Here is a 13072-nt window from a genome sequence, read left to right as displayed (position 1 = left end):
GGGCCTGTCGGTCACCGTCTGGGCGCACCACATGTTCGTCACCGGGCAGGTGCTGCTGCCGTTCTTCTCGTTCATGACCTTCCTGATCGCGGTGCCGACGGGCGTGAAGTTCTTCAACTGGGTCGGCACCATGTGGCGCGGCTCGCTCTCCTTCGAGACGCCGATGCTGTGGTCGATCGGCTTCCTGGTGACCTTCCTGTTCGGCGGCCTGACCGGCGTGCTGCTGGCCTCGCCGCCGATCGACTTCCACGTCTCGGACTCGTACTTCGTCGTCGCGCACTTCCACTACGTGGTGTTCGGGACGGTGGTGTTCGCGATGTTCGCGGGCTTCTACTTCTGGTGGCCGAAGATGACCGGGCGGATGCTGGACGAGCGCCTCGGCAAGATCCACTTCTGGACGCTGTTCGTCGGCTTCCACACCACCTTCCTGGTGCAGCACTGGCTGGGCGCCGAGGGCATGCCGCGCCGCTACGCCGACTACCTCGCCTCGGACGGCTTCACCACGCTGAACACCGTCTCCACCATCGGCTCCTTCCTGCTCGGCCTCTCCACCCCGCCGTTCCTCTACAACGTCTGGAAGACCGCCAAGTACGCGCCCAAGGTCGGCGTCGACGACCCGTGGGGCTACGGCCGCTCGCTGGAGTGGGCCACCTCCTGCCCACCGCCCCGGCACAACTTCACCACCCTGCCGAGGGTCCGCTCCGAGTCCCCGGCCTTCGACCTGCACCACCCCGACGTCGCCGAGTTCGACCGGCTGCAGAACGACCGCCCGCTGCCCGACCCGCACTGACGCCGCACCCGCGCCGCACCCGACATGCGCCGTCCGTTTCGCGGTGGTACGAATCGTTTCGTCCCTGCGCCGTTCGAGGCGCGGGGACGTTCCGTCTGACTGTGCGCGGGATCGGAGCGTCATGGACAACTATCCGCTGCTCAACATCTTCTGGACGATGCTGGAGCTGTTCCTCTGGATCCTCTGGTTCTTCCTGCTGTTCAAGATCATCACCGACATCTTCCGCAGCGAGGACATGGGCGGCTGGGGCAAGGCCGGCTGGACGATCTTCGTGATCCTGCTGCCCTTCCTGGGCGTACTGGTCTACCTGATCGCCCGCGGCGGCTCCATGCACCAGCGGGACGCGGAACAGGCCAGGAAGGCCGACGCGGCGTTCCAGGACTACGTCCGCAGGGCGGCGGGCACCGGAGGCGCCGCCCCCGCCGGCGGCGGCGGTTCCACCGGACACGTGGAGGACCTGGCGAGGCTGGCCGAGCTCAAGAACAGCGGCGCGCTCTCCGAGGACGAGTACCGGCGGGCCAAGGACAAGCTGCTCGCCTGACACCCGTTCGGCGCAACGGTGAGGGGCCCGCCCGTGCGGCGGGCCCCTCACCGTCCCCGGCCCTCGGCCCGCCACCGTCACACCCCTGCCACGGAGTCGCGCCACCACCTGCCGCTCCCGCCCCCCGTGTGCGAGCCTGGGAGGCATGAAGCTGATCAACTTCCTGCTCAACGTCATCTGGCTGCTGTTCTGCGGCCTGTGGATGGCGATCGGCTACGCGATCGCCGGGATCGTCTGCTTCGTCCTGATCGTCACCATCCCGTTCGGCATCGCGTCCTTCCGCCTCGCGGGGTTCATGCTCTGGCCGTTCGGCCGCACCACCGTGGTGCGGGCCGACGCGGGCGCCCCGTCCTGCGCGGGCAACGTGATCTGGCTGGTGTTCGCGGGCTGGTGGCTGGCGCTGGCGCACATCGTCACCAGCATCCCGCTGTTCGTGTCGATCATCGGGATCCCGTTCGGCTGGGCGAACCTGAAGATGGTGCCGATCTCGCTGATGCCGCTGGGCCGCGAGGTGGTCTCCACCGACCAGGGCTTCGGCAGCCGCTGACCGGGCCGCTCGAAAACCGCTCGCGGCCGGGCCCGGGGCCGGGGTACGACTGTCCGGTCCTGTCCGGGCGTCGGGGAGGGGTGCGGGTGGACGGCGAGATCATGGCCGGCGGGGTCAACCGGGTGGAGCGGCGCGGCGACCGGGTGCTGCGGCCGACCGGGCCGTGGTCGCCGGCCGTGCACGGGCTGCTGGCGCACGTGCGGGCGGCCGGGTTCACGGCGGGGCCGCGGTTCCACGGCCTGGCCGAGGACGGCCGGGAGGTGCTGGACTTCCTGCCCGGCGAGGTCTCCGACTACCCGCCGACCCCGGCCGCCGCCTCCCGCACCGCGCTGCTCGACGCGGCGCGCCTGCTGCGCGAGTACCACGACGCCACGGCGGGCTACACCGCCGAGGGCTGGATGCTGCCCGCCCGCGAGCCCGCCGAGGTGGTCTGCCACGGCGACTACGCCCCGCACAACTGCGTGCTGGACGGCGAACGGGTGGTCGGCGTCATCGACTTCGACACCGCCCACCCCGGCCCCCGGCTGTGGGACGTCGCCTACGCCGCCTACCGCTGGGCGCCCACCACCGCCCCCGGCAACGCCGACGGCTTCGGCACCCCCGACGAACAGGCCGTCCGCGTACGGGAGTTCTGCGACGCCTACGGTCTCGGCCGGGCCGACCGGGCGGGCCTGGTCGACACGATCGAGGCCCGGCTGCACGCCCTGGTGGCGCACATGCGGGCCGAGGCCGCCGCCGGGAGCGCCGCGTTCGCCTCGCACCTGGCCGACGGGCATCACCTGATGTACCTCTCCGACGCGGCGTACGTGGTGCGCGAACGCGCCCGGTTCGAGGCTCAACTCCTGGACGGCTGACGGGAGATCAGCTCCCGGTACCAGTGGTACGAGGCCTTCGGGGTGCGCCGCTGGGTGGCGTAGTCGACGTGGACGACGCCGAAGCGCTTGCCGTAGCCGTACGTCCACTCGAAGTTGTCCAGCAGCGACCAGACGTAGTAGCCGCGCACGTCCACCCCCGCCGCCACCGCCGCCGCCACCGCCCGCAGGTGGCCGTCCAGGTAGGCGATCCGGTCGGTGTCGCGCACCACCCCGTCCGGGCCGGGGGAGTCGTCCTCGGCGGAGCCGTTCTCGGTGACGAACAGCGGCGGCAGCGCCGCGCCGTACTCGTCGCGCAGGCCGACCAGCAGGTCGCGCAGGGTGTCCGGGGCGACCGCCCAGTCCATCGCGGTGTGCCGGGCGTGCGGGTCGCGGACGTGCGCGAAGCGGTTGTCGGTGGCGTCCCGCCGGGCCGGGTCGGGCTCCCGGTGCGGGGCCGTGCGGACGGTCGCCGGGGTGTAGTAGTTCACGCCCAGGAAGTCCAGCGGCGCGGAGATCACCGCCAGGTCGCCGTCGCGGCGGAAGTCCTGGCGCTCGATCAGCTCGCCCCAGGTGTCCGACTCGGAGGCCGGGTAGCGCCCGCGCAGCAGCGGCTCCGTCCACACCAGGTTGCGCTGGGTGCGGGCGCGCAGCGCGGCGGGCCCGTCCTCGGGGGCGGCGGGGTACACCTGGTCGAGGTTGAGGGTGATCCCCGCCTCCCGGACGCCGGCCGCGCGCAGCGCGTCCATCGCCAGGCCGTGCCCGAGCAGCAGGTGGTGGGCGGCGGCCAGGGCCGGCGTCCCGGAGCGCACCCCCGGGGCGTGCACGCCGTTGCCGTAGCCCAGGAAGGCGCTGCACCAGGGCTCGTTGAGGGTGGTCCAGCGCGGCACCCGGTCCGCCAGCGCCTCCGCCACCACCGCCGCGTACTCCGCGAAGCGGTGCGCCGTCTCCCGGCTCCGCCAGCCGCCGCCGTCCTCCAGCGCCTGCGGCAGGTCCCAGTGGTAGAGCGTCACGGCCGGCTCGATCCCGGCCGCCAGCAGCCCGTCCACCAAGCGCGAGTAGAAGTCCAGCCCGGCCCGGTTGACCGCCCCGCCGCCCTCCGGCAGCACCCGCGGCCAGGACACCGAGAAGCGGTACGAGTCGACGCCCAGCCGCCGCAGCAGCTCGACGTCCTGCGGCCAGCGCCGGTAGTGCTCGCAGGCCGGCTCGCCGGTGTCGCCGCCCTCGACGCGCCCCGGTTCGGCGCAGAAGGTGTCCCAGATGGACGGGCCGCGGCCGTCGGCGCGGGTGGCGCCCTCGATCTGGAAGGCGGCGGTGCCGGCGCCGAAGACGAAACCGGGCGGGAAGGAGAGTTCGGCCATGGTCCGATTCTCAACCGCATCAAGCGGTGTTGAACAGCTTCTATATCCTCACGATTCTACTTTTGACTAAACGATTGCCTTACTGGTCCTGGCGCTCCAGGTGCTCGCGCAGCGTCCGGAACTCGGCCGCGAGCCCGTCCAGCGTGTAGTGCGCGTTCAGTCCGCTCGGGTTCGGCAGCAGCCACACCTCGGTGTCGCCGATCGGCTCCGGCTGCGGTCCGACCGTCGCCCGCGGCCGGCCGAACGCCGCCCGGTACGCCCCGATCCCCAGCACCGCCAGCACCCGCGGCCGCAGCCGCCGCACCCGCGCCTCCAGCGCCCGACCGCCCTCCAGGTACTCCTCGGCGGTCAGCTCGGCCGCCTTCGCCGTGGTCCGGGCCACCACGTTGGTGATCCCCAGCCCCAGCGCGATCAGCTCCCGCTGCTCGGCCGGCCGCAACTGCCGGGGCGTGAAGCCGGACCGGTGCAGGGCGGGCCAGAACCGGTTGCCCGGCCGGGCGAAGTGCTGCCCGGTGGCGCCCGACCAGAGGCCCGGATTGATCCCGCAGAACAGCACCCGCAGGCCGGGCGCGGCCACGTCCTCGATGGTGGTGCCCTCGGCGGCGGCGAGCTCTTCGGGCGTGGGCTTGGCGCCGGTGGCCGGGCGCTGCGGCGGGGTACGGGTCACCCCACCCACTCTGCCCCACCGGGCGGGCGCGCGAACGTCGACAAGCGCCCACGAACCGTTTTCGGGGTCATGGCTCCGGAGGGCCGTTCCGGCAGGTCGGAGCAGGCGCGTGCGATGTCCGGCATATCGGATGGATAGTCAGTTCGATTGTTTTCCTGACCTGATGACTTCCCGGGCGGAGAATGGAGCGGTGCCATACGAACTGAACGCGCTGATCGCCGCCGAAGAGCTGATCGCCGTGGTGACGGCCGAAGTCCCGCTCGCGCGCTCCGCACCGCTGCCGCACGGCCTCGCGCTGGTGCCGATGACCGACGAACTCCACGACGCGCTCCAACACCCCTCCAACGCGCCGGACTTCGGGTTCAAGCGGTTCCCCTCCGGATTCGCCCTGCGCATCGCCGGCTGGTCCAAGTCCGCCCCGATCGCCTACGTCGAGGCCGACGACGAACACCCCGCCGGCCGCCGCGCCGCGCTCTGGTACGACGGCCGGCCCACCCTCGGCCCGCTCGCCCCCGCCGACGGCACCCCGCTCGCCGACGTCCTGCGCGCCCTCGGCACCACCGACGCGACCACCCCGGCCGTCACCGCCGCCGTCGACGCGTACCGCCGCACCCCCGCCGGGCCCGCCGGGGCCTGACCGCCGGCGAGCCGGTGCGCGGTGGCGAGGAGGACCGGTGGCCCGGTGAACGCCGGGAGGGCGCGCCGTCGCCGGTGCGCCCTCCCTGGTGCCGGGACTCGCGTCCCCGCCGCTCAGCGGTAGTTGACGAACTGGATCGCGAAGTCCAGGTCCTTGCCCTTGAGCAGTGCCTGCACGGCCTGCAGGTCGTCCCGCGACTTCGAGCTGACCCGCAGCTCGTCGCCCTGGACCTGCGCCTTGACGCCCTTGGGGCCCTCGTCGCGGATGATCTTCGCGACCTTCTTGGCGTCGTCGGTGGTGATGCCTTCCTTGATGTCGGCGAAGATCTTGTACTCCTTGCCGGACAGCTGCGGCTCCGCCGCGTCCAGCGCCTTCAGCGACAGCCCGCGCTTGACGAACTTGGTCTGCAGCACGTCCAGGATCGCCCGGACCCGCTCCTCGCCGTTGGCCTTCATCTCGATCTTCTCGCCGGACCGCTTGATCTCGGCACCCACGTTCTTGAAGTCGAACCGGGTGGCGATCTCGCGGGAGGTCTGGTTGATCGCGTTGTCGACCTCCTGCCACTCGACCTTCGAGACGATGTCGAAACTGGAGTCGGCCATGGGTGTTGGTCTCCTTGCACTACAGGCTGCACGGTCGCGCCACCCGCCACCGGCGGGCGACGCCCCAGCCTATCCAGCACCCCGCGCCCCCGCCCGCAACGGCCGCGCGCGGACCTTGATCACGACGTGACGTAACCGGGTGGCGAACCACCCCCCGACATCAGGTATCGTTTACGACGTCGAACGGGGCACCACCTCGCGAGACACCATCCCTGGCGGGTTGCCCGAGCGGCCAAAGGGAGCAGACTGTAAATCTGTCGCGCAAGCTACGCAGGTTCGAACCCTGCACCCGCCACTGGATCGTGGAGAAGCCCCCGGGCTGCGGAGACGCAGCCCGGGGGCTTCTTCGTTGTCGTCGGCCGGCCGGGACCGGCCGGGGCGGCGGCCGGGAGGCTCAGCCCGGGTGGTTCTGGCGGGGGAGGGCCAGGGTGACGGTGTCGGCGAATTCGCGGACGGCGCTGGTGCGGGAGACGATGCGGCCGCAGTGGACGACCAGGCGGGAGTGGCCGCCGGAGAGGGCGCCGGTGAGGCTGTCGCCGCGGACGGCGAGGAGTTCGGCGGGGAAGCCGGCGTCGACCCGGACGGGGGGGAGGCCGAGGGTGGCGCGGGCCTGGGCGGAGACGGCGTCGTAGGCGGCTTCGGGGGAGAGGGCGCCGCTCGCGGCGAGCAGGCGGGCGGCGTCGAGGGGGTCGGCCCGGCCGACCGGGTTGGAGGCGTCGCGGAGGGCGCCGCTGCCGGCCGTGAGGGCGACCCGGGCGTGCGCGAACTCCCGTACCAGGGAAGGGCGCAGGCCGATCGGGTGGCCTTCGAGGCCGGTGCAGCCGCCGTTCTGCGGGAGGCAGACCACCCGGATGCCGGCGTGGGCCAGCACGCCGGCGCCGCCGGGCGGCAGCGCGCTGCACGGGCCGAGCGCCACCCGGGGCCGGTGCGGGGCCAGCGCGGCGACCACCCGGGCGAGTTGGGCCTGGTCGGCGGCGTTGGTGTGCAGGTCGACGGGGCAGTCGGCGTCGGCCGCGGCCTCCAGCAGGACGTGCACGTAGCCGACCGGGTCCGGGTCGAGGTCGGGACAGCCGCCCGCCGCGTCCGCGCCGAGCTTGAGCGCGTCCCGCAGCAGGGCCCGCCCGTCCGCCCCGGCCCGGCCGGTGAGCAGCCGGGGCATCGCGACCGCCTGCAGCTCGGCCAGCCCGCGCAGCGACTGGCGGGCGGTGAGGACGGCCTCCAGTCGGCCCAGCCCGTGCACGTCGCCGATCCGGACGTGGGTGCGCTGGGCGGTGGCCCCGTAGCCGAGCGAGGTCAGCGCGGACTCGGTGGCCCGGCGGACCAGCTCGGCCGGGCCGTCGCCGGCGGGTTCGGGCAGGGCCGCGGAGAACGCGCTGTCGTGGTGCCCGTGCGGTTCGGCGGGGGCGGGCAGCAGCAGGTAGCCGGACAGGTCGATCCGGGCGCCGGTGGTGACGGTGGGCTGCCCGGGCATCGCGGGCAGCGGTCCGAGGCTGCCGACCGTGCCGACGGCCTGGATCCGGTCGCCGCTGATCCGGACGTCCACCACCCGCCCGTCCAGCAGCCGGGCGCCGGTGAGCAGCAGCACCGGCCCGTGCCCGAGCGGGTTGGCGGGCAGCGGCGGCTGGGCGCCCTCGCCGGGTTCGCTCATCGGCCCGCTCCTCCAGCTCCGTTGACCGCCCGGCGGCTCCGGGGCCGGTACGGGGCGGCCGACCTGCGGCGCACCCGTGAAGAGGTCACTTGAGAGATCACTGACGGTCGAGCCTAGGCCGCGGGCGGGCGGGACGGTCGGATGCGGGGCGCCCTGCCGTGTCGGGCGGGTCCGGGTTGCGGCGCCGGCCGAACTGGTGTCGGGTGACGCCGCGTCAGTGCGGGCCCGCCGACCTGCGGAGATCCGGCGCGGATACGGATTTCACCTCTGGCCCGGAACCGTGTAATCTCTTCCTCGTTCGCCCCTATAGCTCAGTCGGTAGAGCGTCTCCATGGTAAGGAGAAGGTCTGCGGTTCGATTCCGCATGGGGGCTCTGGTGAGAGGCTCCTCGCTCCGGCGGGGTTTCGATCATCAAAGCGGTGTAGCTCAGTTGGTAGAGCAAGCGGCTCATAATCGCTGTGTCACCGGTTCAAGTCCGGTCACCGCTACCCCGCGTAGTCGATCGGGGGGGACTACTCCCGATCGGCTACTCTTGTCTGTGTTCTCATTCATTGTCCAAGGAAGGCACTCCCGTGGCTGCCACCGATGTCCGCCCGAAGATCACGCTGGCCTGCGTGGAGTGCAAGGAGCGGAACTACATCACCAAGAAGAACCGGCGTAACGACCCGGACCGTCTTGAGATGAAGAAGCACTGCCCGCGTTGCAACTCTCACACGGCGCACCGCGAAACCCGCTGACTTTGCCTCGACTCCAGGCCGCACCCCACTCGGGGCGCGGCCTGGAGTCGTTTCTGCATGCCGCACCGGACGTACCAGAGGAGTTGCACCATGCCACTCGACCCCTCGTTCATCGGGCGGACCTACCCGCCCACCGAACCGTACGAGGTGGGCCGGGAGAAGATCCGCGAGTTCGCCGCCGCGATCGGTGACGCGAACCCGGCGTACACCGACGCCGAGGCCGCCAAGGCGCTGGGCCACCCGGACGTCGTCGCCCCGCCGACCTTCCCGTTCACGCTGAGCTTCCGGGCCGCCGCGCAGGTCGTCAACGACCCCGAGCTGGGCCTCGACTACAGCCGGGTCGTGCACGGCGACCAGAAGTTCGCCTACACCCGTCCGGTGCGGGCCGGCGACCGGCTCTCCGTCACCGTCTCGATCGACGCGATCAAGTCGCTGGCGGGCAACGACGTGCTGACCGTCCGCGGCGAGGTCGACGACGCCGGCGGCGAGCACGTGGTGACGTCGATCATGACGCTGGTGGCGCGCGCCGCCGACGAGGCGGGGGAGGAGTGACCGTGGCGGTCCGCTTCGACGAGGTCCAGGTCGGCACCGAGCTGCCGGCACGGTCGTTCCCGGTGACCCGGGCGACGCTGGTGCAGTACGCCGGTGCCTCCGGGGACTTCAACCCGATCCACTGGAACGAGAAGTTCGCCCTGGAGGTCGGCCTCCCGGACGTGATCGCGCACGGCATGTTCACCATGGCCGAGGCCGCCCGGGTGGTGACCGACTGGGTCGGCGACCCGGCCGCGGTCGTCGAGTACGGCGTCCGGTTCACCAAGCCGGTGGTCGTCCCCAACGACGGTGCGGGCGCGACGATCGAGGTCACCGCGAAGGTCGCGGCGCTGCTGGAGGACAACCGGGTCCGGGTCGACCTCACCGCCACCAGCGCGGGGCAGAAGGTGCTCGGCATGGCCCGGGCCGTCGTCCGGCTGGCCTGACGCGCTCCCGGCGGGGTCCCGGACGGCGGGGCCCCCTCCCGGGGGCTTGCGAAGTTATTGGCCAATCACTAATCTGTGGGTGTGGCCAGGAACAGCATGCGGATGTCCGCCGAGGAGCGGCGCGAGAGCGTCGTCCGGGCGGCCGTGGTGGAGTTCGCCCGGGGCGGCTACCGGGGAACGTCCACCGAGGCGATCGCCCGCCGGGTGGGCGTCTCGCAGCCGTACCTGTTCCGGCTCTTCCCCAACAAGCAGGCGATCTTCGAGGCGGCGGCCGAGCACTGCATCGAGGAGACCTGGCGGGCCTTCGACCGCGCGTCGGAAGGTCTGACGGGGGAGGCCGCGTGCGACGCGATGGGCGAGGCGTACCTCGGCCTGGTCGAGGACCGCGAGCAGGTCATGATGCAGATGCAGATCTACGTCTCGGTGTTCGCGGCGGAGTCGGTCGGGGACGTCGAGATCGGCGAGATGGCGCGGGCGGGCTGGTCGCGGCTGTTCGAGCGGATCGAGGAGCGGATCGGGGACCGGACCGCGGCGGCCGAGTTCATGGCGCACGGAATGCTGATCAACACCCTGGTCGCGCTGGGGTACCCGTTCGAGCACGGGCTCTGGTCGGCGTTCGTGGAGCTCAGCGGGAAGCGGAAGCAGGCCGGGGAGGGCTGAGGCGCTCCGCCGACGGTGGCGGGCGCCCTTTTTTCGGCCCTCGAAAGTTATTGATCAATCACAATCCTTGGGGGAAGAGCAGATGAACAGGCAAGCCGTCTGGACCCTGGTGGTCGTCAGCACGGCCAGTTTCATGGCCGGACTCGACAACCTGGTGGTCACCACCGCACTGCCCGCGATCCGCGCCGACCTGGGCGGCGCGCTCGCCGACCTGGAGTGGACGGTCAGCGCGTACACCCTGACCTTCGCCGTCCTGCTGATGTTCGGCGCGGCCCTCGGCGACCGCTTCGGCCGCCGCCGGATGTTCCTCGGCGGACTCGCCGTCTTCACCCTCGGCTCGGCGTCCGCCGCGCTCGCCCCGGACATGGGGACGCTGATCGCCGCCCGCGCCGTCCAGGGCGCCGGCGCGGCGGTGATGGTGCCGCTCACCCTGACCCTGCTCACCGTCGCGGTGCCCGCCGCCAGGCGCGGAATGGCGTTCGGCATCTGGTCCGGCGTCAGCGGGCTGGCCGTCGCCACCGGGCCGCTGATCGGCGGCAGCCTCACCGAGCACTTCTCCTGGCAGTGGATCTTCTGGGTGAACGTCCCGGTCGGCCTGGTCCTGCTGCCGCTCGCCCGCGCCGTGCTCGGCGAGAGCCGCGGCGAGGAGCCCCGCCTCGACCTCGTCGGCACCGCGCTGGTCAGCGCCGGACTGTTCGGCGTCGTCCTCGGCCTGGTCCGCGGCAACCCCGACGGCTGGACCGACCCGCTGGTCCTCACCGCGCTGGTCGGCGGCACCCTGCTGCTGGCCGCCTTCGTCGGCTACGAGATCCGCTTCGCGAAGCGGCCGATGCTGCCGATGCGGCTGTTCCGCAACCGGGCGTTCAGCGCCGTCAACGGAGCCAGCCTGCTGATGTTCCTCGGCATGTTCGGCTCGATCTTCCTGATCAGCCAGTACTTCCAGGGCGTCAACGACTACACCGCCGAACAGGCCGGCGTCCGGATGCTCCCGTGGACCGCCATGCCGCTGCTGGTCGCCCCGATCGCCGGAATCCTCACCGACCGGATCGGCGGCCACCCCATCGTCGTCACCGGACTCGCCCTGCAGGCCCTCGGCCTGGTCGGGATCGCCCTGCTCGCCGAGGACTCCGCCGGGTACGGGGCGCAGATCCCCGTCCTGATGGTCTGCGGCATCGGGATGTCCCTGTACTTCGCGCCCACCGCCAACCTGGTGATGGCCAGCGTCCGCCCCGCCGAACAGGGCATCGCCTCCGGCGCGAACAACGCCATGCGCGAGGTCGGCGGCGCCCTCGGGGTCGCCGTGCTGTCCGCGGTCTTCTCCGCGCAGGGCGGCTACGGCAGCGCCGACGCCTTCACCGACGGGCTGGTCCCCGCGCTCCTCGTCGGCGCCCTCGCGATCGGGTGCGGCGCGGTCGCCGCGGCGGTCGTCCCGCGCCGGCACGGCATGCGGGCCGCCCGGACGGTCACCGCGGGCCGCCCGGAAGCCGTCCTGGCCGACAAGTCCTGACCACCCGCCGACGAGGAGGAACCCACCGTGCTCGCCATGACACTCCCCTGGAGCCCCGGCCCCGCCGCGCCGCGGCCGCCCGCCCGGCCCGTGGTGATGGCCGCCGAACTCCGCGTCCGCGGACTGCGGCACGTCCCCGGCTTCCTGCGGCAGTCCCTGAAGGTCCGCGCCCAGGCCCGCCGCGCCCCCGGCGCGCTCGGCGTCACCCTGCGGGCCGAACCGCTGCGGCGCACCTTCTGGGTGCTCTCCAGTTGGAGCGACCGCGAGGCGCTCGCCGCGTTCGTCGGCTCCGAGACCCACCGGCGCGCGATGACCTCCCTCCGCCCGGTCATGGCCCACTCCCGGTTCAGCACCTGGGACGCGGAGACGGCGGCGGAGCCCACCTGGACCGAGACGCGCCTGCGGCTCGCCGCGGACGGGTGAGGCGGCGACGGCGGGAGCGCGGCCGGGGCCCGGGCCCCGGCCGCGCTCCCGCCGTCCTGCCCTGCCTTACGCTGGGGCGGTGATCGAGGAGATGGACGCGCCGCTGGCCCCGTTGACGACGCTGCGGTTGGGCGGCCCGGCGCGGCGGCTGGTGACGGCGCAGACGGACGCCGAGGTGGTGGCCGCGGTGCGCGCGGCGGACGCGGCGGGGGAGCCGCTGCTGGTGCTGGGCGGCGGGTCGAACCTGGTGATCGGGGACGCCGGCTTCCCCGGGACGGTGCTGCGGATCGCCACCGAGGGCTTCGCCCTGGACGGGACGCTGCTGGAGCTCGCGGCCGGCGAGGTCTGGTCGGACGCGGTGGCCCGCACCGTCGCCGCCGGCCTGGCCGGGATCGAGTTCCTGGCCGGGATCCCCGGCTCGGCCGGCGCCACGCCGGTGCAGAACGTCGGCGCGTACGGCCAGGAGGTCGCCGAGAGCATCACCGAGGTGGTCGCGTACGACCGCCTGCTCGGCGAGAGCGTCACGCTGTCCAACGAGGAGTGCGCCTTCTCCTACCGGCACAGCCGCTTCAAGGCGGACCCGGACCGGTACGTGGTGCTGCGGGTGCGGTTCCGGCTCGCGGACGAGGGCGGGCTGTCCTCGCCGGTGAAGTACGCCGAGGCGGCCCGGGCGATGGGCGTCGAGGCGGGGCAGCGGGTGAAGCTGGGCGACGCCCACGCCGAGGTGCTGCGGCTGCGCGCGGGCAAGGGCATGGTGCTGGACGAGGCCGACCACGACACCTGGTCGGCGGGGTCGTTCTTCACCAACCCGATCCTGACGGACGATCAGTTCGCCGCGTTCACCGCCAGGTTGGGCGACCTGCGGGCGCCGGCCTACCCGGCGGGCGAGGGCCGGACCAAGACCTCCGCGGCCTGGCTGATCGACAACGCGGGCTTCCGCAAGGGCCACGGCAGCGGCCCGGCGACGCTCTCCACCAAGCACACCCTCGCCCTCACCAACCGCGGCTCGGCGACCACCGAGGACCTGCTCGCGCTGGCCCGCGAGGTGCGCGACGGGGTGCGCGAGGCGTTCGGGGTGGAGCTGGTGAACGAACCGGTGATGGTGGGCGTCAGCCTCTGAACCG

Annotated in this window: 16 protein-coding genes and 3 tRNA genes; 15 read left to right on the top strand and 4 right to left on the bottom strand. The window is 72.7% G+C overall.

Going from position 1 to position 13072, the window contains the following annotated elements; translation table 11 throughout:
* From OO48_RS09340 to OO48_RS09325, 4 genes are all read left to right on the top strand, one after another.
* On the top strand, nt 1-790 hold a 790-nt coding region (locus OO48_RS09340; protein WP_033214123.1), incomplete at its 5' end, for a cytochrome c oxidase subunit I.
* A gap of 121 nt (nt 791-911) precedes the next feature.
* Complete coding sequence (locus tag OO48_RS09335; RefSeq protein ID WP_033214096.1) at nt 912-1331, top strand: SHOCT domain-containing protein; 420 nt, start codon at nt 912-914, stop codon at nt 1329-1331.
* 145 nt (nt 1332-1476) lie between these two features.
* Nucleotides 1477-1878 carry a YccF domain-containing protein gene (locus OO48_RS09330; protein WP_033214094.1) on the top strand — a complete coding sequence of 134 codons (402 nt, stop codon included), beginning with the start codon at nt 1477-1479 and terminating at the stop codon, nt 1876-1878.
* Between the two features lie 86 nt (nt 1879-1964).
* Nucleotides 1965-2732 (top strand): phosphotransferase, encoded by a 768-nt coding sequence (locus OO48_RS09325; RefSeq protein WP_245194569.1) that lies wholly within the window; start codon nt 1965-1967, stop codon nt 2730-2732.
* Here the strand turns inward: OO48_RS09325 and OO48_RS09320 are convergent.
* Both OO48_RS09320 and mug read right to left on the bottom strand, forming a co-directional pair.
* The gene (locus OO48_RS09320; RefSeq protein WP_033214093.1) at nt 2714-4090 is read right to left on the bottom strand and encodes a GH1 family beta-glucosidase; all 1377 of its coding nucleotides are present in this window, start codon (nt 4088-4090) and stop codon (nt 2714-2716) included. The genes OO48_RS09325 and OO48_RS09320 overlap by 19 nt on opposite strands.
* A 79-nt stretch (nt 4091-4169) precedes the next feature.
* Entirely contained in the window at nt 4170-4757 is a 588-nt protein-coding gene (gene mug, locus OO48_RS09315) for a G/U mismatch-specific DNA glycosylase (RefSeq protein WP_033214090.1), read from the bottom strand.
* A gap of 190 nt (nt 4758-4947) precedes the next feature.
* Here mug and OO48_RS09310 point away from each other — a divergent pair, with 190 nt between their 5' ends.
* Nucleotides 4948-5394: a hypothetical protein gene (locus OO48_RS09310; RefSeq protein WP_051731919.1), complete on the top strand. Its 447-nt coding sequence runs from the start codon at nt 4948-4950 to the stop codon at nt 5392-5394.
* Between the two features lie 113 nt (nt 5395-5507).
* On the opposite strand, the gene OO48_RS09305 is transcribed toward OO48_RS09310, so the two are convergent.
* On the bottom strand, nt 5508-5996 hold the full coding sequence (locus OO48_RS09305) for a YajQ family cyclic di-GMP-binding protein (RefSeq protein ID WP_033214088.1): 489 nt from the start codon (nt 5994-5996) through the stop codon (nt 5508-5510).
* Nucleotides 5997-6210: 214 nt separating this feature from the next.
* Between OO48_RS09305 and OO48_RS09300 the strand changes: the two genes are divergently transcribed.
* Nucleotides 6211-6291, top strand: a tRNA-Tyr gene (locus OO48_RS09300).
* A gap of 99 nt (nt 6292-6390) precedes the next feature.
* Here OO48_RS09300 and OO48_RS09295 read toward each other — a convergent pair.
* Nucleotides 6391-7644 carry an amidohydrolase family protein gene (locus tag OO48_RS09295; protein ID WP_033214087.1) on the bottom strand — a complete coding sequence of 418 codons (1254 nt, stop codon included), beginning with the start codon at nt 7642-7644 and terminating at the stop codon, nt 6391-6393.
* A gap of 300 nt (nt 7645-7944) precedes the next feature.
* Here OO48_RS09295 and OO48_RS09290 point away from each other — a divergent pair.
* From OO48_RS09290 to OO48_RS09255, 9 genes are all read left to right on the top strand, one after another.
* Nucleotides 7945-8017: transfer RNA gene (locus OO48_RS09290), tRNA-Thr, on the top strand.
* A 42-nt stretch (nt 8018-8059) separates the two neighbouring features.
* A tRNA-Met gene (locus tag OO48_RS09285) sits at nt 8060-8132 on the top strand.
* Between the two features lie 84 nt (nt 8133-8216).
* Nucleotides 8217-8381 carry a 50S ribosomal protein L33 gene (rpmG, locus tag OO48_RS36040; protein WP_006604855.1) on the top strand — a complete coding sequence of 55 codons (165 nt, stop codon included), beginning with the start codon at nt 8217-8219 and terminating at the stop codon, nt 8379-8381.
* Nucleotides 8382-8471: 90 nt separating this feature from the next.
* On the top strand, nt 8472-8933 hold the full coding sequence (locus tag OO48_RS09280; protein ID WP_033214086.1) for a MaoC family dehydratase N-terminal domain-containing protein: 462 nt from the start codon (nt 8472-8474) through the stop codon (nt 8931-8933).
* Nucleotides 8930-9358, top strand: coding sequence for a MaoC family dehydratase (locus OO48_RS09275; RefSeq protein WP_033214085.1), 429 nt, complete (start codon nt 8930-8932; stop codon nt 9356-9358). Before OO48_RS09280 ends, OO48_RS09275 begins: the two co-directional genes overlap by 4 nt.
* A gap of 96 nt (nt 9359-9454) precedes the next feature.
* Entirely contained in the window at nt 9455-10018 is a 564-nt protein-coding gene (locus OO48_RS09270) for a TetR/AcrR family transcriptional regulator (RefSeq protein ID WP_245194572.1), read from the top strand.
* An 82-nt stretch (nt 10019-10100) separates the two neighbouring features.
* The gene (locus OO48_RS09265; protein ID WP_033214084.1) at nt 10101-11525 is read left to right on the top strand and encodes a DHA2 family efflux MFS transporter permease subunit; all 1425 of its coding nucleotides are present in this window, start codon (nt 10101-10103) and stop codon (nt 11523-11525) included.
* A gap of 36 nt (nt 11526-11561) precedes the next feature.
* Nucleotides 11562-11948, top strand: coding sequence for a putative quinol monooxygenase (locus tag OO48_RS34345; protein ID WP_051731923.1), 387 nt, complete (start codon nt 11562-11564; stop codon nt 11946-11948).
* Between the two features lie 82 nt (nt 11949-12030).
* Complete coding sequence (locus OO48_RS09255) at nt 12031-13068, top strand: UDP-N-acetylmuramate dehydrogenase (protein WP_033214118.1); 1038 nt, start codon at nt 12031-12033, stop codon at nt 13066-13068.
* Nucleotides 13069-13072 lie beyond the last annotated feature (4 nt).

The organism is Kitasatospora phosalacinea (assembly GCF_000716545.1).
Lineage (GTDB): Bacteria > Actinomycetota > Actinomycetes > Streptomycetales > Streptomycetaceae > Kitasatospora > Kitasatospora phosalacinea.
Note: the sequence above shows the minus strand (reverse complement) of the source record. Positions and strands in the feature narration are given on the sequence as shown.